Raw genomic sequence first — 20567 nt, 5'->3', positions numbered from 1 at the left:
TTAACTTTTCTTACGCTTGATAGTATTTGCAACGCGGCCAGCAATGTTATATAACTGCGATATTGATAACCGACATGATTATAAAAAAGCCATTGCTCTTTTATAGCGAGCCATTGAAATTGGCAATGCGCATGCCATGAGCAATCGAGCTTATATGCATAGAGACGGATTAGGTGGGCCCGTCAATTTACCAAAAGCCATTCATCTACTTGAATGCGCTCATCGGAAAGGGATTAAAACGCCTTCTTTATATACAATAAGTTCTAATAAAAAATTAGCCTTAGAAGTCTTGGATGTCATTTGGGATGACTTAGTGGCTGGTCAGCCTTTTACAAAAGACTTTACTCTCGATTTTTTAAGTTTTTATGTTGCTAAAAATGAAATCATAACCCAGCTTAAAAATTCACCTCAAGGCACGAGCCTTGTTTTTTTAAAACAATTAAAAACTAACCCTAATCATCCGCTTAGTCTCATCCTTAATCATGAGTACCTTAATCAAAAAAATGAAACGCTTAAAGCACTTATGACAGATGCAGCAACCTTACTTAATACACGCATAACTTTCTTTTCTCAAGGTCATAAAAAAGTTGAACATTCCCCTTTCAATCTCTTGCCACAAGAAATAAATAATTATTTATTCTCGTTTGTTCAACCTAGTTTTGAGTTGGATAAAGAAGAAAACTATTGTTTACCTAAGTTAAAGTACTGATGCATTTTAAAAGGCTTTTGAGGAGGATATTTTTTAAATTTATGCTTCATTTAGAACTAAATATAAGTAATTAGTTATCTATATAGAGCGCGCAGGGTTGAGTCAATATATCTCAAGCTTGCCTGCCTGAATTATTATGATGGAATTGGATGGAATTCAAATTATTGTACACTAGTTTTACAGCAATAGGGTTACACTATGAAATTAAATAGTTTTCAAATTGGTGAATTCTGTAGATAACCTTAAAGAGTGAATCACAGTAAAAAAATACAGCGTTATGTTAATCAGTTTAAAGGAGACATTGAAATTTTTTTTGCCTACTTATAGCCCTGAACTCAATCCGCAGGAATTAGTAAACAAAGATGTTAAGGCGAACTGCAATCACACCAGAGTATTAAAAACCATGGAAGAATTGACTATAAACATTTGCTATTATTTGACAAAAATTCAATTTAACCCCGATAAAATCATTAGCTTCTATAAGAAAAAACCGTAGTAATAGTTAAATAGCTTAAAAATACTTGTTTTGGAATACAGATGCTACATTAAAGCCCTATTCCTTGCTTATATTCAGACTAAAATTAAAAATTAGTTGGTCTTGGGGCTTTTCTTACATCGTTTGTAGCTTGATTAGTATCAGATAAAGTTAAACTTGTCTTTAAGGCATCATAAGCAACATTACCAGCATCAGCTATATTTGATATATCGGCATTTTTTACAATTTTTTTCAAATCATCCTTGGTCAAAAATACGATATTTCCGTCTCTACCTTGTGGCGTTTTCATATAACCTTGGCCAAAAGTATGGCTATGTATGCCATGCCTTTCATAAAGCTCTTTAACAAACTGCTTAGCCTCTGCTTGTGACTTAAATATTATCTTAAGTGCACTATCATCATGGCTTCTTTTTCCATCTTGGGTAGCACCACGTTGATTATTATTAACCATTTGTACTTTGGTTTCAGTGCCAATATTTTGCATTACATTTTTAATTGAAAATTCGGTTAAAATAGTAGCAGCCTCTGCTTTATTTTGGGGAGTATATGATTTAGCTAAGTACGAGTCTAAGACTCTTGGGCGTTCATCATGCCTTAATAAGCGTCCCCTTATTTTATCAATCTTATAAGGAGTATTATCCTCTTCATGGTTAAAAAATAAGCTCCTAGGGGGATTATTTCGTGCATCTTGAGCCTGTTTCACCGGTTGGATTGCAATAGGAGCATTACTTGGTGTGCTTTTAGCTTGTTGACTACTAGGTAGGCCAAAATTAGATTGAGGTTGAAAATTATTTATATTATTTGCATGATGCCTTGCTGAGGTTAAAGTTATTTGATTAGTCGTTAAAAGATAATTCTCTAATCCTTTAAAACGATGAAAATCATTACTTCCAGCAACCTGCCATTCAGCATTACTGTTTTTTCGATACTGATAACTTACAATCTGATTATTCTGAATAATAACACGCTGATTACCGTCTTTATTATATTTAACTGTAAAATCAAATCCTTTACTCTTTAAATAAAAGCCCTGTAACACAAGAAATTTATCAACTTCAGTGGTGTTTTCCCATAAGCCTTTTTTACTTCGATATTGATAACCCACAATAATATTATTTTCTATAATAAGTCGTTTTGTCTGATCACTACTCTCATAATGACTGCGCATAAGCGTAAACTCCTCAATCACAGGCTTAGATACAATTGAACAACTTTTATTATTCTATCATAATTGATTTAATTTTGCACTAAAAGATTATTATTTTTACTTAACTTGTGTGGTTAGAATGTTATATAACTAAGCCTTTATAAAAGGTGTATAAAAACTGACACTGAAAGGGTTCATCAATGGGGCATGATGAACTCTTCGAATAGCTTTAGCTTGTGCCCAGTTATGTTCGTCCGATGAAAAAAGATGTAAAAACTCCAGTATACGACCATCCTTTTCAATTATGGCTCTAACCAATAATGCTTTATGAAACGTAGTATTATCCATAATAATCATGCATCTTAGAGGTAATTTAGGTAGCAAAGCTTGCAAAATCCAGCCCTCAAACGTTAGCAATCCCGGCTTATTTTCTCTCGGTGGTGTTGCAAAAATAAAATGGCTGTATACTAAAAGGATTTAGCTAGTACTTTTAATGAGTTTTAAAAATCTATCAGATTTCAAGTGGCGTCACTTAATTAGTGTGACTTTATAGCAAAAAAGGGCTTTGTCTCAAAAATTATAACATGCGTAAGCCAGTATATAGTCGATATATGCGTAGATAGGACTTTTACTATTAAAAATCTTCTACAAGTCTGTATCAATATGAATAAAATATTTTCTTAATGAATTAGTCATTTATTAATCTAGCTATAAATCCTGATTCATCTACGATATGTCCATGTAATTTATTGCCTTCATCATCCTCTTCAACAGTGAATTTAATCTTATGATTGTTGAGAAAACAATAGATATTTGCGTAGATACAGCCAAAATGAAAACCTCTGACATTTGGCTATTAAACTCAAGGCCTTCAGCTGCGCAAGCTCGCGGTAGAAAAGGAGGACGACATAAAGACTTACAAAATTCAAGACGCTAAAAGAATGTTCAAAATAAAGCTTTAGCCATTGCTGATGTCTGTAAAGTACTTAATACTTCTAAGCCAATTTTATATTGTATTTAACCTCTTAAAATTATCAAATACTTAATTTTTTAATTTTTCATTTATCAATTAAAAAATTTCATTAAATATTATGAGTAATTAATATTCGATGCGTTAGGCAATTCATTAAATGTTTTATTTCTTTCCTCATTAGCTGCCTCATATGCCCTTTTACAAGTTAAAGCCAAATGATGCCCAGATTTATGATTGAAAAATGAAACCATATATTTACTTATATCATAGGGTACTTCTGGTAAGTGATGGCTAGCAAAAAATAAGCCCCGTGTTGCACCTATCGTATAGGATTGCTTTATCAGCGGTATTGCTTTTAAAGCGTCTTTAACATTTTTCTGTCTAAATACCCCAGTCATCGTAGGAAATGCTTTAGCAAGGTGGGGAAAAAAATTAGTATTTTTTATGACTCTTGTAAACTCATTTGGATTATTGACTATATATCGAATTAATATTTGTGCCCCTGTTAGTGATTGATTGGCTAGCGCCAGGATATCTAATTCATCAGTAATCATTTGCTCAAATTCTTTTGGATTATTAACTATATATTGAATGAATAAATCAATTTTCTCTGGAAATTGTCTGACTAAGTCACTTAAATCTTTAACTGGAGCGCTTAAATGTCTTTGAAAATTACAGCGACCATAGAACTTCATGCTTTTGCTTATCAGCTCACTAAATTTTTCAAACCATTGGGTACCCAAAAAATGGGTGTGCATGTTTGTTTCATGGTTCTTAATAGCGGTTAAAACCAACTGACAAAACTCTTGGTTTTTTTCAGTAGTGAGCTTATCTTTTTCCAATTTGTAATAATTGGAAGCAGCATCTTTCAGGGCAGCTCTAAACTGAATTAAATCTTTCAAGCCTAGCAAAATGCTATTATTTTTATCACAATCAATAGCAATTGACTTAATATCGAAGTCATCTTCTTCTAAGAACTGAAATGTTTTTGTTAATTTTATATTGTCTGTTTGTGAAATAGTAACAGGTGTAATACGTAATTCATCTATTATCTCTATAGAGAGTCGCTTAGCATCTGATAAAATGTCATTAATTAAGAAAATAGATGAATCACGCCAAACTTGATGATATTCTTGTGCTATTTTTTCGCGATTAAACCAGGCTTGAGGCTTAAAATCTGGAATGGCGATTGATACAGTTCCAATAATATTATCTCTTTCATTTAAGACTAATCTTTTTTCAGCGACACGATCAGTTACCATACCCATAAAAACTATACTAGCAAGTGAGCATGGCACTAAGATCGCGGGGTAAGGGTAGGAAAACGAAAGAGGCTTATAAAATCCTTTTTTTACTTCACCATCTGTATCAATAAATTCGACCTTGAAAAAATCATGACCTGAGATATGCACCGATTCTCCAGCGCTTTTCAGAATTAATTGGTCATATTGTAAAGTCTTATTTGGCAGAGGCATGGCTTTATCTCCTTATAGTATCGTTATAATGCTCATATTTCAGAATATTAGGAGTATCGACCCAATTCGTGTCAAAATTTCTGGTTTGAGAAATAAGACTATTTGCAATATGGCTTTGTGCTCCGTAAGTTGCGCTATAACACAAAAATTGGTCCTATTGAAAAAATTAAGTTGTAGTATACCTGATCGATTTTGAGTTTGAACTATAAGTACTAAAAATTTAATTGAATTTAAATGGTACCATTTTCATGGGAAGTAATTTGTAATGTGTGCGTTGGTATTGTAAATATAGCATAAGTGATCTTGTCCCACTTTAGTAGACAAGTAATTACGAGTCAATCGCAAGGGGAATTATTAATGACAAGATCGATAAGAAAATATACAAAAGACTTTAAACAAGAAGCAAATACTTTAGCCTTAAAATCACCATCACTAGGCCATACAGCCAAAGAATTAGGTATACCCTCAGCCACACTTCATAGTTGGATAAATAAGCTAAAGAAAACAGATCATTTAGGTAGAGTAAATGTTATTGAAGCTAAGGATATGGCGATATTAATTGAAGAAAATCGTCGCCTACAAAAAGAACTTTCTATCGTTAGAAAGAAATTCTAAAAAAGGCAGCGGCGTACTTTGCTGCTCACCAGAGGTAAAGTACGAATTCATTAGGTGTAATGATTCTAATTTTAGTATTAAGAGGATGTGCCAAATGTTTTCAATAGGACGTAGTGGTTATTATGCTGGGCTTAAAAGAAAACCAGGCCCACGTAAGATTAGTAACGAACGATGAGATGAAAAGATAAGAGCTATTTTTACAGCTCATAAAGGTCCTTATGGTGCTTTGCGTATAACCGATGAACTGCGTAATAATGGTGAATGCTGTAGCAAAAAGCGAGTTGCTAAACGCATGAATAGTTTAGGATTGCGAGCAAAAGCTAAGAAAAAATTTAAGGTTACGACAGATTCAAAGCACGCCTTGCCCGTTGTACCTAATTTATTAAACCGCAATTTAAAGCAACAGCACCTAACCAAAAATGGGTAGGCGATATCAGTTATATCTGGACTGAGGAAGGCTGGATGTATTTAGCAGTTGTAATTGATCTTTATTCCCAAGCTGTAATTGGCTGGTCAATGCAACCCACTATGTCCAAGCAGCTTGTACGCGATGCGTTAATGATGGCTTTATTCAGGCGAGGTTTTCCTAAAGGTGTACTTTTTCACTTGGATAGGGGTAGTCAATATTGCTCTTTTGATTACCAAGCTTTGCTTAAAGCTAACAATATGACTTGCAGTATGAGCCGCAAAGCTAATTGTTGGGATAATAGTGTTGCAGAAAGCTTCTCTCATACTTTAAAAACAGAATTAATTTATTCTGAGCGGTATTTAACAAGGCATAGTGCTACTCAGAATGTTTTTCAATATATTGAATGGTGTTCGAAGACATTCTACGCTAGGATCCATTCCACCAGAATTATTTGAAAGTCAATTAAGAAAAGTCGCATAACTGTGTCTATCAAAACGGGGCAAGATCATTTGCAACATATATGAACTATCCCTTATTGCAAAATAATTTATAAAGATTTAATAGGTCATTTAATTGCAGTCAAATATTCGGCGTCGTAGCGGAGCTTGTGCTCTGATGTAAAATCCGCCCTCTCTGTCGTCATCACAGCCGTGGCATGGAAGTGGCCTGTTGCAAACCAGGGTTTCAAAGAGTTAGTCTAACCTATCAACCATCATCAAAATTAACTAAAGCAAACTGGTGATACTGATTATGATGTTAATGTTAGCTGCTAACCATTGAGTATTAAGCAGCTGCCTTTTGTTGATTGCTATTAAATTCATGACCTGTTTTGATTAGCAAGTGCACCAGCGGCTTTGTTAAGACTAAGTGTCTCTTTCTTGCGAGTTAACCATTCGCCATATTGGCTATCCCTATTTTTACACCAACAAAGTGCAGCTCTTGCACCATGAATTAATAAGGTGCTTAAATACCTATCTCCACGTTTACTAATGCTTAATAACACCTGCTTATTACCGCTTGATAACTGCCGGGGCACTAATCTTAACCAGGCTGCCATATGACGACCATTTTTAAACTCATTAGCATTTGGGATCGCTGCAACAAGGGCCGTTGCTGTTAATTACCCAATACCTGGTATAGCCAAAAGACGCCTGCATGAATCGTTTTACTTGCAAATCAGTTTAACTTTTTTATTTATCCTTTTGATCCTTTCTTCAAGCTCGATTAACTTCTCATAGAGTGCTTGCATCAACTCGCGTGAGCAAGCAGTTAACTCATTTTTTTATCAATGATTGCGCGTAAGTGTCTTTTAACGCCCCTTGTGGTATTGCTATGCCATATTCTAAATTTAATCCCCAAATCTCATTGATTAATGTAGTCCTATTCTTAACTAAGCGACTACGTACTCGATGTAATGATTGAATATCTTGTTGCTCGATTTGTTTAATCGGCACACAGTGCATGGACGAACGACTGGCTGCCTCAGCTATCGCCTCTACATCATTAGCATCATTCTTATTGGGTTTCACAAAGGGTTTTACAAATTGAGGACTAATTAATTTGACCCGATGGCCATGGCACTGAAATACACGAGCCCCATAATTAGCTCCCCAAACGATTCCATAACAATACTACACACAGCTAAATTAGCTATATAGGCAGACAACTTTTCTCGCTCAATCCTTTTTCCAATAGCCGCTTGCCAGAACGATCAACACCATGTAATTGAAAAAATTCTTGGCTATGTCTACCTCTCATGCGCTAATATTCATTATCGAATCTCCCACTTAGTTTCAAATTTTCCAATTTAAATATTAAGCTGGTAACACATGTTTGCCAACTCAGTAGGTAGGATGGTTCATTACATTACGACCTTAAAAATTGTTTGGCAAAATACTTAATGTTTCTTCTTCATTTTTCTCTAGCTCTGATAACTTACATGTTTTAAGAGAGTCATTAAAAAAGGTTAATGGACTATTACTACAGACTTTATTTATATTTTTAGAAAAATTCTGCATTTCCTCTTTCCTTTTAGGGAAGGGAAATGAAAACTGATAAATATCTTCCAAAATTTTTTGTGGTAGATTTGATATAAAACATTTTTCTTGTCTAGCACCTTGCTGAAAAGCAGTACAAGCTAATGCTGCCTTATTTATTTCTAGTTGCCCTGTGAGTTCATTTAATAAATCGTCATCTATTTTATTCTTTCTTAAATCAATGTACAAATTAGGCGGATAATTACCACTCTTTATCTTTTCTAATATAATTTGAGCGCCTTCATTTGTAATGTGGTTATTTCTAAGATCAAAAACGAACCCCTCTGTAAAGTGTTCTTTGCTAACTAATTTACAAATGGTTTCAATCTCTGTAATACCAATATTTGTGAATTGTAGGTCTATATATTTTAGCGATTTGTTAGTAGCTAAAAGTTCTATAATCTTTGCAAGCTGAGTATTTTCAATCGTATTTGTTCTAAAAGATAATGCACTAATTTTTCCTTGGCTAATACAAGCTTGTACAATTACAACCGAATCATCATTCGTAATTCCAGTATTGGTTAAGTCTAATTCAGTAAGAGACGTGTTGTCTAAAATTCCACTAGCAAGTTTTTGAGCGCCCAAATAACCTAAATTGCAACAAGCCAGTTTAAGCTTGCTTAACACACTATTATTTCGTAAAGAAATGGCTAGTTTACTCGAATTAATTCCACAATATAACTCGATATCCGTTAAGAATTTGCTTTGACCAATACCATCAGCTAATACACTAAATAATTCTTCGGAACTTATACGACTTAAGTAGTTAAATCGACGAATATTTTTGTTTTGGTTTAAAGTAACAAATAAATCATTAAAAAAATCTTTCTGTTTTTCCCATGAGTCAAATCTCAAATTAACGTTTATAGCGGTTGCTTTACTACTAGATAGTTCTAAAAAAAATTGTTCTCTTGTTACGTCACTGGGAATATCAATATCTAATGTTTGAGTATTATTGAGATAGCGAAGCATAAAAGTTCTCACGTTAAGGGTAAAAATTTAATATTTTAAAATAAAATTAATCGCAAGTCTCAAGAAACGAACGTTTTTGATAAAATATATACTTTCGAATCCTTTAATGTCATAAGCTGTTTGCTATTCCCTAAAGAGTTGGCAAAGAAGTCAATCTTTTTTCATAATTAATTTTTTTAGGTGGTGTTGCAAATATTATTAAACATAAGAAAAAGTTAAATTTTAATTATTACCCTGGCGTCTCAAGATTGTACACTCTACTTAGTAAATAAATAGCAGTACGCACCTTTAAGAAGCTAATTGTACATACGGGACATCAGATATTTATGAGAAAAATAAAAGTAAAGTAAACGTACAATTTTTAGACGCCCAGGTAATATCATGACTTATTATAAACACAACGGGAAGTTATGTTATTGTTTAAAATCCCATCTGTGAAAACAGAAAATGTAAAGTTAATAACGAGTTTCTCATTATCCTTAGAAAGGCTAAATTTTCCTACATAGCTTTTCATATCTCCCTTGGACATATTACCTGTTTTAGAATATTGGAGTAATGTACCTAGAATTGATTGACCATCCTCATTCCAGCGATAATGTGTAATATTACCTTCTGTCTCGAAGTTTTGATTTACTGCATCAGTAGAGATAGCATCAATTAAAATCTTTTTATTATCAATTTCAATTGATGATGAATCCGAACTCTGCTTAATTACCATGGTTAGTTCTTCTTCGGGCTCATTATCACATGTCCCGACCCAATGACCTGAAAAATCAGCATAACCGTCATGAGATTTCATGATTTTTTGCACACTAGCTTTAGATTGGTTGAGTTTATCGATAAAAAAATTTGAAGTGAAAGGTAATGAAGCAAAACTTGATGTAACGACAGTCAAACCTAAATTGATTAAAAGTAATTGTTTTTTCATGATATAATTCTCATTTAAAGGCAATGATTAAGGACTACAGTGTTTGATATCAATACCAACCTTTCTAAAACTAGATTGAACGATATCAGGGTTTATTTTTAAATCTCGGGCAGCGTAGATAACACCACAAGCCCCTTCATTAAAATCAGTAGTAGGTGTCCAATATTTGGCATTTGCAATAATCATGATATGAAACGTTGTTCTAATTCCAAGCTGTTTAGTCATTAGGTAAAATGCTCTATTAAATACTCCACTGGCCCTATGAACTATGAAACTTTGTTTTTCATCTTCATCATCTGGATATTCAAGCTCTGCCTGAACTAAAAGCTCAGGGTAACTGATACTACAAATGCTTTGATGATTTCTAGCCATCTTTTTATCCACGCAATCTGCAGAATACCCATCTAATGATGGTAGGTCCATAAAACGTATAGCTTTTATAAGGAGTGATGGCGTTATTAAAGTCTCCCCCATACCCCAAGTGACTGTGTTGGGTGTCAAATAAGCTTTATTATAAAGTTGAGGGACTGTATCTAGAAGATAGGCTTTGGAAGCTTGAGCCGCCATGTCAGAAAAAGACTCATTCAATGCACCGGGCTCATCGTGGTATTCCAGATTGGCATGCTGTTGAGTAAAGCCATGCGCTACTTCGTGACCAGCAACATCTAAAGAAACGAGAGGATAAAAATAATAGCCATCACCAAAAGACATCGTTTGTCCATCCCAAAATGCATTGTCAAATGATTTACCGAAGTGAACACGCATAATGAGTTTTTGAGCATGGCCCTTTTCATCTTGCAAAACGTTCAACCCATACCAATCCTTAAAGAGATTAATAATGGTGTGTCCAAAATAGTAAGCATCATTGCCTGCAGAAAAAGAACCATTGACATAATCTTCAACATTATTATTACAGGTATATTTAACTGGCGTTTGATTAAGGTACTCCCAGTCCCATTCTGCATTAACATTGATTAAACTAACTTTTTCATCTTCCAAGGTGCAAATCTCATCCGCTTCTTTGACCTCTAAGGTTGGTAAGCCGTCTTTTCCATACCAGTACTCATGAACTTTTTCATTGCCTCCTGGCCCACCATCTGAATAAGTTTGAATATTATTCCATTGTTTGCTTATTTCCCCGGTTTTTGCATCAATCACGAAAAAAGGCCACACAGGCTTATTGTCTGGCCCTATACTTTTAAAAGAAACCAAATAAACCAATTGTAGTTGATTATTTCGATTTGCTCTGATTTGTAATTCACTATGGTCAGACTGAGTTTTTAGGGGATGAGAATTAGCGTATGACTTCTTAGCCAATAAGATGGCTTGTTTTGAACTCAAGGTTGGATTTGTGTCAAGCTGGATATCTTCGAATAAGTGTCCATTAACTTGTTCCTTATTCAGCATAGAGGCATTAGGATTTTTGCTTACTGTTACTTGAGCACCAATGATAGGAATTTTTTTATATAATTGCTGATAGCGTGTAATAATAATATTATCTTGCTGCGTCCTGCTTACCAGCTTTAAATCATTAACGCCTATAGCTGATGAAGTTTTTTGTTGATTTAGCAACGAAAACTGATTTAGGTGGCTTAATGGTGCTTGGTACAAATTTACATATGTGGCTGCCCATATATGGGAATATCCTAAACCTAAAATAATAGCTATTATTTTTTTTATCATAATTACAATAAATGGATCTAAATCGGCGCATTTTGTCATTAAAATAGACTTATGGCAATATTTTAATCAACTTAATATGCTAGACTAATCCTTAATTAAGGCAAAGTCTGATAGATTTTTAAAACTCATAGGGACTACGCAAAATCAGCGATTATCCTTATAGACTTGTTTTTGCAACAGTGCCTCCTGAATTTATATTTATGAAACTTTTATAGTTTTTGAAACACCACCCAAATAGGTAAGCAACTTGAGTCAATGTAGTATATGCCAGTTCATTTTCCACAGTTGACCTGCGTGAATATCATTTATAGTTAATTTTTGTAAAAATAATTTACACTTGCGTAATAACAGTAACTTAAGAATTCCACTTATAGATTAAAAGCAATATTTATCTCACCTAAAATTTATATTTTTTAAAAGTGAAGATTTTCTACAACACTAACCTATAAGCAAGGAATATATTTCAATATTTGGTTAATCATTTTATCAGCATTTTTTTTATAATTTTCATGATATTCTTGCATCAATTCGCAGCGATCTACGTTACTCCCTTTCTTTTGCTTTTCCGACAAAACTGATAATGTTGAATATGGCGGTAGAATTATACCTACGGCATTAAAAAAGTTGCTGAGATTACCGATAATATGCTCGGCTCCATCTGAGTCACCAGTAATGATAATTCCTCCAACTTTTCCATCTAGTTTAGACTTTTTTCCCAAAAGTATTTCATCATGGAGCCCATCTAATCGCTCAATGACTCTTTGTATTTCTGAGGATTGTCCACCCCACCAAATAGGTGTTGCGAAAATAATGATTTGGGCTTTAATCATCTTATTCAAAATTGTTGGCCATTGATCCTCTTTACCCATGCTCGTAGAATAAGTACCAGGCATGATAGTATGTGAAACTAGTCTTATAACTTCGCTTTTAACACCTTTTTTATGTAACTGTGCTGAGAAAAAATCACAAAGGGTTTCCGTGTTTGACAACCCATCTTTTTTTAAAGTTCCAAGTAATATGATAGCTTTCATTGATTTTTCCTTATATTTATTTTTAATCCATAATTCTTAAAAGTTTATGTGGAAGAACTATTAAAGTGTTAATGCAGACTTACATCCCTTTTTAAAGCTGTACGGGTAGGAAAAGCGATATGCCTTACTCGTTAAAAATAAAAATCATAAAAGCTATCAATTAATGCATTACAACAACTCAATAAATATACTTAAAAATAATTTTTTTATATTTTTTTGCATTTGATCACATTCAAATAAATTTAAAAATTCTTTAAATAAATTGTATTTAACGGCATTAACCCAGTAATTTTTGAATTAGTACTTTCTTTCTTACCATTATTACATTATAAAATATATGTTTGATATTTAGGATGTTAATTTTAATTATTGATAATATCAGAGGAAGGAAAGATGAAAATAAAAATAGCGATGCTCGCTTCACTGATTTTAGCAAGTACAACTCTTTTTGCAGCTTCGACTTCGATTCAAACAAAAGTTAGCATTCAACAAGCAATTTCAGCAGCTGAAAAAGCAGGGTATACCGATATTCGAAAAGTTGAATATGACCATGGCCAATGGGAAGTTAAAGGAAAAAATGCTCAAGATAAAGAGTTTGAAATAAAGATTGATGCAATGACCGGTGCAATCTCTAAGGATGAGGATTAAATTCCGATAATATCCTCGCATCGGTTTTTCTGATGCGGGGAGGAATAAATTACGTCGCTATAAGTAAATCTCTACAACGATTAGCACTGACAAAATAATTTAGAAATATTAAAAGATATCTTGACTGAAAAGCCAATGTAGTATTTTTCTAAATTTAATACAGCGCGCTTTATCTTACCTAGCAGCTTCCTATTCTTATTCAAAATATCTAAGCTTATTATCTAAAGAAAACATGAACAGGAATTTATTGCATGGATCGCAATCCATTTCACTATTTATTGAGTAGTACTGCTTCCCCCTGGGTGATTTTAATTCGTTTATCTGTAGGATTGATTTTTTTACCCGAAGGAATTCAAAAACTAATATTCCCTGAAATGCTTGGTGCTGGCCGGTTTCTAGGAATTGGAATACCATACCATGAAATCATGGGCCCCTTCGTTGGTTGGTTTGAAATAATTTGTGGTTCATTGATACTTTTAGGATTATTCACTCGTCTTGCAGCAATACCTCTAATTATTATTATGATTGTGGCTTTTATTTCGACAAAAATTCCTATTTTGCTAGGGAGTGATTGGTGGATTTTCCAGGTGCGGGAAATTAACCGCTATGGCTTTTGGAGTTTCCTGCATGAATCAAGGACAGACTGGGCTATGTTAATGGAGGCATGTTATTTATTCATGGTAGGAGCTGGCCGCTGGTCATTAGACGCTTATCTAATAAAACATTAATGTTAATTTTTTATTAAATGCAAAGACGGTGTTGTAACATATATGAGTCATCCCTTTTTACGATAAAGCCTAATTTCACCTACTTTAATTAGATTGCCAGAATCTGATGGATTCATAAGGTCGACATCTGATAAAGAAAAACAAAGTTTTAGTAATTCTAATACCTAAGTTTTTGAATGCTTACTACTTCTAATCTCATAAATTTAAATAGCTTAATAAGCCCAAGTCTGCTCTCGTAGAGGTACTTAATGCATTAAAGTAACCTGAGCGCAACCATAAAGCACCTTTGGCTCTTTTTTTTTGTCTAATAAATATTGTGCGATAAAAATACCCAATATTTATTCAGAAGTTAAATCAAATACTTAGTTTAAACTAACTAGGATAATCTTATAATATTATTACTAACGTCACTAGGACAATCTTGTCTATCTCCAGTTAAACTACAAACAGGGACTTCTGATAATAAATCCATCAGTAACTGCTTTAAAAATTTTCTTTGTGGATTGTTAAATACTTTGTTAAGAGGCGGTAGAGTATACTCTGTAACCTCCATAACAACATATTGGGCTTTGCCAAAATTATGATCCTCTGCATTAAAAAACTTCTCATACCATTTAGAAGCAAGACCATAATATTGTTCAAATTCATCACAAATTATAGGCTTGTCTTTGTTTGCAGATTTAATATTATTTAGAATTTCCTTTAACTTATTATTATCTATACGTTGACTAGATAACCGCTCAGCATTATACAAAACAAAGGCATGATTTATGTTCTTATCTGCGTCAACAATGAGAATTTCTTGCACCGTTTCTCTATGACCTGTTAGTAACTGTTCATGTAAGCTATTTACAATACTTGCTGCAGCAGCTTCACCACAATATCCGCTAGACAGTTGTCTGCGAATTTTAGCAGCCTCAACTGCTCGTGAAACTAACCTAAAATATTTCCTTAAATTCTCGAAATTCTTATTTCCTTCAAATAAAGTATCTTTTACTTTACTAAGCTCCTTATCTATAAAACTTGCCTTCTCATCCATTTTTGGTAAATTCTGGCTTCTAATAGCAGATACTTCCATAAATCTTTGGTGAGTCTCAGAACTATCCCAATAATTGCCAACAATCCTATTAGCAAAAAAGCCATGCGTGTTACAGACCGGGTTGTATGACATAGGATTATCATTATCTTGATCATCGGTAGTATCCTTTGAACGAACATTACTAGCTACAACCTGACTTGATAATATTAAGCTCATGAAAAATAATAGCTTAATTTTTTCCTGTTTTGATTTCATAATAATACCTTAAATATCTGTTGAACAACTTAAATTTATATAGAACGAATTAACACAATTATTGATTACGTTGCCTAAATTTTATTTATACGATGTTATCATATTTTATACTATTTGGTCAAATTTTAAATCTAAATAAAGCATATTGAACACATGATTTGATTTAAAAAAGTAAAGACGTTTAAAGTAAATACTTTTATTCATTGATTAATGCTGGTAGAGCCAGGCAACATTAAAAAGATAAATTTAGTTAATTAAAAGGGATATGTTGCAAAAATAAGATGGTTGCACACTAAGTGAATTTAGCTAGTTATTTCTACATGCGTTTAAAAAATCTCTCTGATTTCAAATGAATCATTTTCATGGTGAGTTAGTTTTGCAGTGTGTTCCCTAGTATTGTAAATATGGCATCAGTTATGGCTTTATTGCGCATAAGCTAATAAATTCTTTCCCATCTGTTCGATGTTCGTCAGGAAAGTTTTGATAAAAAAAGTATTTAATTTTTTCAATTTCAAAACCGGCTTGGTTAATTACTTTTTTAAGCGTATCTATTTCAAAGAGGTGAACAAAATCCGGTAAATTGTCGCGCCATTTATCAGAAGCAACCAATTTTGGATTAAACATTCCAGGCCATTTAGCTCCTTCTCTCACTCGTGTTTTATAATCTGGAATCAAAGGATAATAAAAGCTTAAATGAGGCGTCATAACAGTAACAAACAATTTATCATCATGATTTAACCATTTAAAGCATTTATGTAGCCCATTGGTAATTGATTCGCCATCCATAAAATGCAATACATTAGAGATAAGAATCCCGCTTAAGCTTTTATTATCAAAATGCAATTCATCTGGATATTTTTTAGATAGGGTTTCTAGATTGAAGAGAAATTCTTGATCAGTCGATTGACGTAAAATCAATAAGTGTTCATCACTTAAATCGCATGCAATGACCTTCGCACCATTTTTCAAAGCTGGAATAGTAGCAACGCCATACGCAGCGCCAATATCTAATAAAGGCAGTGTCGCAATTTTTGCATACTGCACAAAAGAATAAGCGGCTGGAGATAATTCCTTAAACATCACGCCCATAGCATTCTGAGTTTTAACCAGCTTCTGATCCCACTCGGCTGGCCAATAGTTTTTCTGTTTTGTCATCTAATTTACTCCTATAAGTGATTATAGACAATGAGAGGGATATAGCAGATAACAAAAAAGAATTTTCATCCTAGTAGGACTTAGGCTTTTCAATAGTTAATCTCGCAAAAAGACCGTTTATGATAATAATTTAGTATTTTACTTATCTCAAACGTATAATTTTGAAGCAGATATAAATATTACGCTTACCCGAGTAAAATTCCTAGGAGATTATTTTGAGGCTTTTTGTATTCTTAATATTTGCTGAGTTCATTACTATTGATAAATAAAATAATTGGCTTAGCGATAAGCTGAATTTTTATCAACATTTGTAATTTTAATATTATGTAAGGAATTTCTGCCTATAAGTTTCTTCAAAGTTGTTCTTCTCTAAATGCATTACATTTTAGAGCTCAAGTTTTCTACAATGATCATGATTATCATCTTGACCACAAACTTTAACTTCAGATAGTAATTTTTCTAGAGATTCTTTGATATATTTTCTTTGCTTAGTATTAAAACCATCCCGAAGCGACGGTAAAGAATAATCTTTAACTTCCATAGAAACATACTTTCCTTGACCATAATTATGTGTCTTTGCATTAAAAAATTTATCAGCCCACTTCTCAGCTGATCCATGAAAGTGAGCAAATTCATCACAAATTATGGGGCTACCTTGTTTTGGAGAAGTGATATTACTTAAAAGGTCTTTTAACTGTTGATTGTTTATACGTTGACTCTGTAAAGGTTGACTGTTATGTAAAACAAAAACATGATTAATACTTTTATCTGCTGAATAAATAGTTACTTCTTGTATAGTTTCTCTTTGACCTGAACGAAGTTGTTCTAATAAACTATTTACAATATTTGCTGCAGCTGCTTCACCACAAAAACCGCTTGAATGATCTCTGCGTATCTTAGCAATTTCAGCTGCTTCGGCAACTGATTTAAAATAATTTTTTATTTGTGCAAAACCTTTATGGCCTTTAAATAAAGAATGCTCCTTCTCAATTAAATCATTTTCTAATACCTCCAACTTATTTTTAATTTCTTTGCCATACTGAGACCTAAGTAGACCAACTTGATTAAATTCTTTGCGGAACTTAGGGCTATCATGCAATACTTCATTAGCAAAGTAGCCATGCGTGTTACAGATTGAGCTATAAGGATAATCAACGTCATCACTAATTTTAGTATTTTCTTGTACAGTAGGCGTAAAACGACTAGAAGCTAATAAGCCCCATATAAAAAATCTGGTTTTTGAATATGTCATTTTAATTTTCTCTTGAATATTAGTTAATAAATTACCTAGATATAAAACTCTTATTTAGATAAAAAATAACTCCATTATAAATCAAACTAAACAATTTGACAATATATTGAGCAAATAATTTAATAATAATGCAATATTTAATAGCATAAGTAGGCTGAAAGAGATAATTTGTTTGACTTAGATGCTAAATAAATATAAAGCGATACTATTTAAATTTATTAAGTCCTTAAAAATACTTGCACCGTTTTTTTACTCTAATTAATTCTTAGAAAACGACCCGGCCTGTAGCAAAAGGTAGCGTATAATTAAATGGAAATGAGATATGAAAAACCCTAACCGTTTAATATTGATAGCAATAGCTGGCATATAAGCTTGCATTTGTACGTTACTAATGCCTCGATATCGAGCCTTCGCCAGACAATGATAGTTTTTTAGCTCATTCATCACACTTTCAATTTGCGAGAGTCTTTCTATTAGTTTTTGTTTGAATAAGGTTGTCTGCATAGCCCATGTAACCTGCTGAAATAAGTCAAAATGGGCATGCCTTAGAATGATACAACGTGTAATCATTGTCTAATAATTTACCTGGTTTAAGTTCGTAATTAGCAGGACAGCGGTAAATATCTTTATCTATATCATAATCAAAGCCTGGTGTAACTGTTTGTTGTGAGGCGCCGCTACGGGTACTAAATAAAGGGATATAAGTGGTAATACCCTTTGATTTAAGCGTTGAGATAATATGCCTTGAACCATAGGCGCGATCAGCGATAACTTCATTAATATGATGGTTTAAACTTGATTTGATAGCATCAAGCTGCTCAAGGTAAGGCTTTGAGTCATGAACAGCGCCTGTGGTTATTTTAATGTCTAAAATAACGCGACTTTGGCTCGTTGTGCAGACATGCGCTTTATATTTTAAGGTACGAGGCGCGCCCTTTTTAAACGCTAAGCTCGCATCAGGATCTGTTTTACTTTGATGCGTTTTATTAGAGAGGGTTCGTTTTACAAGCTTAACACCTCTCTCGCCTTGATTTGTCTCTTCACGACCGGCTTTGGGTACCAGTGAATTAAGAGAAGCATTTGCTTGAAACAACGTACTATCTGTCATCACACTTTTATTGTTTAGTAAGCCTGCTTGGTGGCATTGGCTTAGGATAGCATTAAAAAAAGATTGAAATATACTAAACGATAAGCGCTTAAAAAAACGACTAAGTGAAGAATGGCTTGGTAGAGGTGAATCCAACGCTAACCCGCAAAACCACCGATAACTGACATGGTATTTTACGTCTTCTATCAGGCGCCGGTTTGACGGTATGGAAAATAAATAACTAATAAGTAACATACGAAAACACAGCTTCGGTGATATAGATGGCCTACCATTATTGGGACTATAACAAGGTGCAGTTAAGTCATTCACAAAGGAAAAATTAACACTCTGGTTAACTTTTTTTAATAAATGAGTAGGTGAAATCAAGCTGTCTATCATTGAGTTATTCGAATGAATTAATTCATTCCTAAATACACCTTGCATGAGTTATTACAACGGAGTTAAAAGCTGCCGATTAGATCATGTTAGGCTTAATGTGTAACGTTTCTTCACCTTTTGCAACAGGCCGGAATGTTTTTTGAGACTTTCTTGGTTGCGCTTCGATATAGATAACTTATAATCAGCCTCAAAAAACTATTTTTACCGTTAATCTCCAAAATTATAATATACTGTTTGAATAATTTATGTCAGGTAAATTTCAATAATTTACACATTGTCCTACTCTTAATTAAATTGCAGATAACTCATCTAGTTAATTAATTGCTTAATAATCACATCATGCTAACATTGCGGGCAAAAAGAACTTATTTTAATCATTAAATAACAATACTGGAGATTATAAATGCCATTAACACGCGATATTGTTCAAGCAACTAAGCGAGGAGGTATAGAGACTGTACAAGCTTATTTGCAAGCTGGAAATGATGTGAATGAACAGGATAGAGAGGGTAGAACATTACTTTTTTCTGCTGTAAAAAAAGTCAGGAAGATATGGTAAATTTTTTGCTTAAAAATAACGCTAACCCAAACATCTCAACAGAAGATAGCGAAACCCCTTTACATCACGCGTCTGTTAATGAATTCCTTAATATTATGACCATGCTTCTGAACAAAGGCGCAAATGTTAATACACAAGATGAAGATAAAAACACGCCTTTGCACTGTGCTGTAGAAAGAAAAAAAGAAAAGGCAGTAGATTTATTAATTGCACATAACGCTGATGCAAATATTCGTAACAGCAAAGGGCTCACTCCATTACATAAATTTTTAGCTATAGAAGGACTGCAATACACACCTGAAGAAATTGGCATGACTTATATCTTTGATAAAAAACAGCTAAAATGTTAGAAGCTATTGATGGACCTGAGCATATTCTTTCGAAAAAAACCAACATTGCCCAAACCCTTATTACAAAAGGTAATGTTAAATTAGATATGATAATACATGATGAAGATAGTGATTCATATTTAAACATTTATGAATATGCAAAAGCTCAAGAAGTACCTTATGAGATTCTAGATTTTATTAAAGAAGCTTGGGAGCGTTTTCAACAAGCAAAGACTGTAACGCCGGCACTCAACAATATTCTTTCTAATTTAAGCAATATTCAATTAAATAATAAACAAATAGTTGATCGACTAGCTAGTCAACAAGAATTTCTACAAACTGAGAATCAACAATTACACAGTAAAGTTGCTGAGCTAGAAGATGAAGTGATGGAATTAAAAGCTAAGCTTCTTTCTTTAGGTGTAGTTGATAATGACAAGTCAGAAGCTTCTAATAATACAGCTGTATCACAATATAAAGGTTCTCTATTTAATTTAAATGCTACTCTTAAATCAGATAAAAACTCAACTGAATTGACTGATAAAAATTCAACTCAATTTATTAATTAAGTAAATTTATTCATCCATCTCTATTAAATTTCTTCAAACTTATTTTAAAAAGCTTTTTGAAATAAGTTTGAAG

24 protein-coding genes and 1 pseudogene are annotated in these 20567 nt (G+C 33.2%); 11 read left to right on the top strand and 14 right to left on the bottom strand.

Annotated features, from left to right (window positions below):
* The first annotated feature begins 136 nt into the window (after positions 1-136).
* Both E1P04_RS16385 and E1P04_RS18450 read left to right on the top strand, forming a co-directional pair.
* Positions 137-709: an SEL1-like repeat protein gene (locus tag E1P04_RS16385; protein WP_131783953.1), complete on the top strand. Its 573-nt coding sequence runs from the start codon at positions 137-139 to the stop codon at positions 707-709.
* Between the two features lie 277 nt (positions 710-986).
* Positions 987-1205 carry a transposase gene (locus E1P04_RS18450; protein WP_131783952.1) on the top strand — a complete coding sequence of 73 codons (219 nt, stop codon included), beginning with the start codon at positions 987-989 and terminating at the stop codon, positions 1203-1205.
* Positions 1206-1290: 85 nt separating this feature from the next.
* Here E1P04_RS18450 and E1P04_RS16375 read toward each other — a convergent pair whose 3' ends face one another.
* Together E1P04_RS16375 and E1P04_RS16370 are read right to left on the bottom strand one after the other, a co-directional pair.
* On the bottom strand, positions 1291-2373 hold the full coding sequence (locus E1P04_RS16375; RefSeq protein ID WP_131783951.1) for a hypothetical protein: 1083 nt from the start codon (positions 2371-2373) through the stop codon (positions 1291-1293).
* A 129-nt stretch (positions 2374-2502) separates the two neighbouring features.
* Complete coding sequence (locus E1P04_RS16370; RefSeq protein WP_131783950.1) at positions 2503-2700, bottom strand: hypothetical protein; 198 nt, start codon at positions 2698-2700, stop codon at positions 2503-2505.
* A gap of 439 nt (positions 2701-3139) precedes the next feature.
* Between E1P04_RS16370 and E1P04_RS17765 the strand changes: the two genes are divergently transcribed.
* Complete coding sequence (locus tag E1P04_RS17765) at positions 3140-3289, top strand: hypothetical protein (RefSeq protein ID WP_165482832.1); 150 nt, start codon at positions 3140-3142, stop codon at positions 3287-3289.
* A gap of 152 nt (positions 3290-3441) precedes the next feature.
* On the opposite strand, the gene E1P04_RS16365 is transcribed toward E1P04_RS17765, so the two are convergent.
* Positions 3442-4800 (bottom strand): hypothetical protein, encoded by a 1359-nt coding sequence (locus tag E1P04_RS16365; RefSeq protein WP_131783949.1) that lies wholly within the window; start codon positions 4798-4800, stop codon positions 3442-3444.
* A 357-nt stretch (positions 4801-5157) separates the two neighbouring features.
* On the opposite strand from E1P04_RS16365, the gene E1P04_RS16360 reads away from it, so the two are divergent.
* The 3 genes from E1P04_RS16360 to E1P04_RS16350 all read left to right on the top strand — a co-directional run bounded on the left by E1P04_RS16360 (position 5158) and on the right by E1P04_RS16350 (position 6279).
* Complete coding sequence (locus E1P04_RS16360; protein WP_131783948.1) at positions 5158-5415, top strand: transposase; 258 nt, start codon at positions 5158-5160, stop codon at positions 5413-5415.
* Between the two features lie 184 nt (positions 5416-5599).
* A complete protein-coding gene (locus E1P04_RS16355; RefSeq protein ID WP_131783947.1) occupies positions 5600-5842 on the top strand; it encodes an IS3 family transposase in 243 nt (80 codons plus the stop codon).
* Positions 5797-6279, top strand: a complete 483-nt coding sequence (locus tag E1P04_RS16350) for an IS3 family transposase (protein ID WP_131783946.1) — start codon at positions 5797-5799, stop codon at positions 6277-6279. The genes E1P04_RS16355 and E1P04_RS16350 overlap by 46 nt, the downstream gene beginning before the upstream one ends.
* A gap of 362 nt (positions 6280-6641) precedes the next feature.
* Here E1P04_RS16350 and E1P04_RS16345 read toward each other — a convergent pair.
* The 6 genes and pseudogenes from E1P04_RS16345 to E1P04_RS16320 all read right to left on the bottom strand — a co-directional run.
* Positions 6642-6929: pseudogene (locus tag E1P04_RS16345) on the bottom strand (transposase); the annotation flags it as partial.
* Between the two features lie 169 nt (positions 6930-7098).
* A complete protein-coding gene (locus tag E1P04_RS16340; RefSeq protein ID WP_131783944.1) occupies positions 7099-7443 on the bottom strand; it encodes an IS110 family transposase in 345 nt (114 codons plus the stop codon).
* Between the two features lie 255 nt (positions 7444-7698).
* Positions 7699-8844: a leucine-rich repeat domain-containing protein gene (locus E1P04_RS16335; protein WP_131783943.1), complete on the bottom strand. Its 1146-nt coding sequence runs from the start codon at positions 8842-8844 to the stop codon at positions 7699-7701.
* A 367-nt stretch (positions 8845-9211) separates the two neighbouring features.
* Positions 9212-9784 (bottom strand): hypothetical protein, encoded by a 573-nt coding sequence (locus E1P04_RS16330; RefSeq protein ID WP_131783942.1) that lies wholly within the window; start codon positions 9782-9784, stop codon positions 9212-9214.
* Positions 9785-9787: 3 nt separating this feature from the next.
* Positions 9788-11443, bottom strand: coding sequence for a M4 family metallopeptidase (locus E1P04_RS16325; protein ID WP_131783954.1), 1656 nt, complete (start codon positions 11441-11443; stop codon positions 9788-9790).
* Positions 11444-11886: 443 nt separating this feature from the next.
* A complete protein-coding gene (locus E1P04_RS16320) occupies positions 11887-12474 on the bottom strand; it encodes a flavodoxin family protein (RefSeq protein WP_131783941.1) in 588 nt (195 codons plus the stop codon).
* Positions 12475-12867: 393 nt separating this feature from the next.
* Here E1P04_RS16320 and E1P04_RS16315 point away from each other — a divergent pair, with 393 nt between their 5' ends.
* Both E1P04_RS16315 and E1P04_RS16310 read left to right on the top strand, forming a co-directional pair.
* The gene (locus E1P04_RS16315) at positions 12868-13122 is read left to right on the top strand and encodes a PepSY domain-containing protein (protein ID WP_131783940.1); all 255 of its coding nucleotides are present in this window, start codon (positions 12868-12870) and stop codon (positions 13120-13122) included.
* Between the two features lie 251 nt (positions 13123-13373).
* Entirely contained in the window at positions 13374-13850 is a 477-nt protein-coding gene (locus tag E1P04_RS16310; protein WP_131783939.1) for a DoxX family protein, read from the top strand.
* 376 nt (positions 13851-14226) lie between these two features.
* Here E1P04_RS16310 and E1P04_RS16305 read toward each other — a convergent pair whose 3' ends face one another.
* From E1P04_RS16305 to E1P04_RS16290, 5 genes are all read right to left on the bottom strand, one after another.
* On the bottom strand, positions 14227-15144 hold the full coding sequence (locus E1P04_RS16305) for a hypothetical protein (protein ID WP_131783938.1): 918 nt from the start codon (positions 15142-15144) through the stop codon (positions 14227-14229).
* 414 nt (positions 15145-15558) lie between these two features.
* Entirely contained in the window at positions 15559-16299 is a 741-nt protein-coding gene (locus E1P04_RS16300) for a class I SAM-dependent methyltransferase (RefSeq protein WP_131783937.1), read from the bottom strand.
* Between the two features lie 385 nt (positions 16300-16684).
* Positions 16685-17551 (bottom strand): hypothetical protein, encoded by an 867-nt coding sequence (locus E1P04_RS16295; RefSeq protein WP_131783936.1) that lies wholly within the window; start codon positions 17549-17551, stop codon positions 16685-16687.
* A 258-nt stretch (positions 17552-17809) separates the two neighbouring features.
* On the bottom strand, positions 17810-18121 hold the full coding sequence (locus E1P04_RS18445) for a transposase (protein WP_427853550.1): 312 nt from the start codon (positions 18119-18121) through the stop codon (positions 17810-17812).
* The gene (locus tag E1P04_RS16290; protein ID WP_427853548.1) at positions 18081-19037 is read right to left on the bottom strand and encodes a transposase; all 957 of its coding nucleotides are present in this window, start codon (positions 19035-19037) and stop codon (positions 18081-18083) included. Before E1P04_RS16290 ends, E1P04_RS18445 begins: the two co-directional genes overlap by 41 nt.
* A gap of 403 nt (positions 19038-19440) precedes the next feature.
* Between E1P04_RS16290 and E1P04_RS16285 the strand changes: the two genes are divergently transcribed.
* From E1P04_RS16285 to E1P04_RS16275, 3 genes are read left to right on the top strand one after another with little or no spacing between them, the layout of a single operon-like run.
* Positions 19441-19596: an ankyrin repeat domain-containing protein gene (locus E1P04_RS16285; protein WP_131783935.1), complete on the top strand. Its 156-nt coding sequence runs from the start codon at positions 19441-19443 to the stop codon at positions 19594-19596.
* Positions 19590-19946 carry an ankyrin repeat domain-containing protein gene (locus E1P04_RS16280; RefSeq protein WP_131783934.1) on the top strand — a complete coding sequence of 119 codons (357 nt, stop codon included), beginning with the start codon at positions 19590-19592 and terminating at the stop codon, positions 19944-19946. The genes E1P04_RS16285 and E1P04_RS16280 overlap by 7 nt, the downstream gene beginning before the upstream one ends.
* Positions 19940-20494: a hypothetical protein gene (locus tag E1P04_RS16275; protein ID WP_131783933.1), complete on the top strand. Its 555-nt coding sequence runs from the start codon at positions 19940-19942 to the stop codon at positions 20492-20494. The genes E1P04_RS16280 and E1P04_RS16275 overlap by 7 nt, the downstream gene beginning before the upstream one ends.
* Positions 20495-20567: the final 73 nt, after the last annotated feature.

The sequence above is a fragment of the Legionella gresilensis genome (assembly GCF_900639865.1).
In the GTDB taxonomy this organism is placed as follows: domain Bacteria; phylum Pseudomonadota; class Gammaproteobacteria; order Legionellales; family Legionellaceae; genus Legionella_C; species Legionella_C gresilensis.
This window is presented reverse-complemented; position numbering and strand designations above follow the sequence as displayed.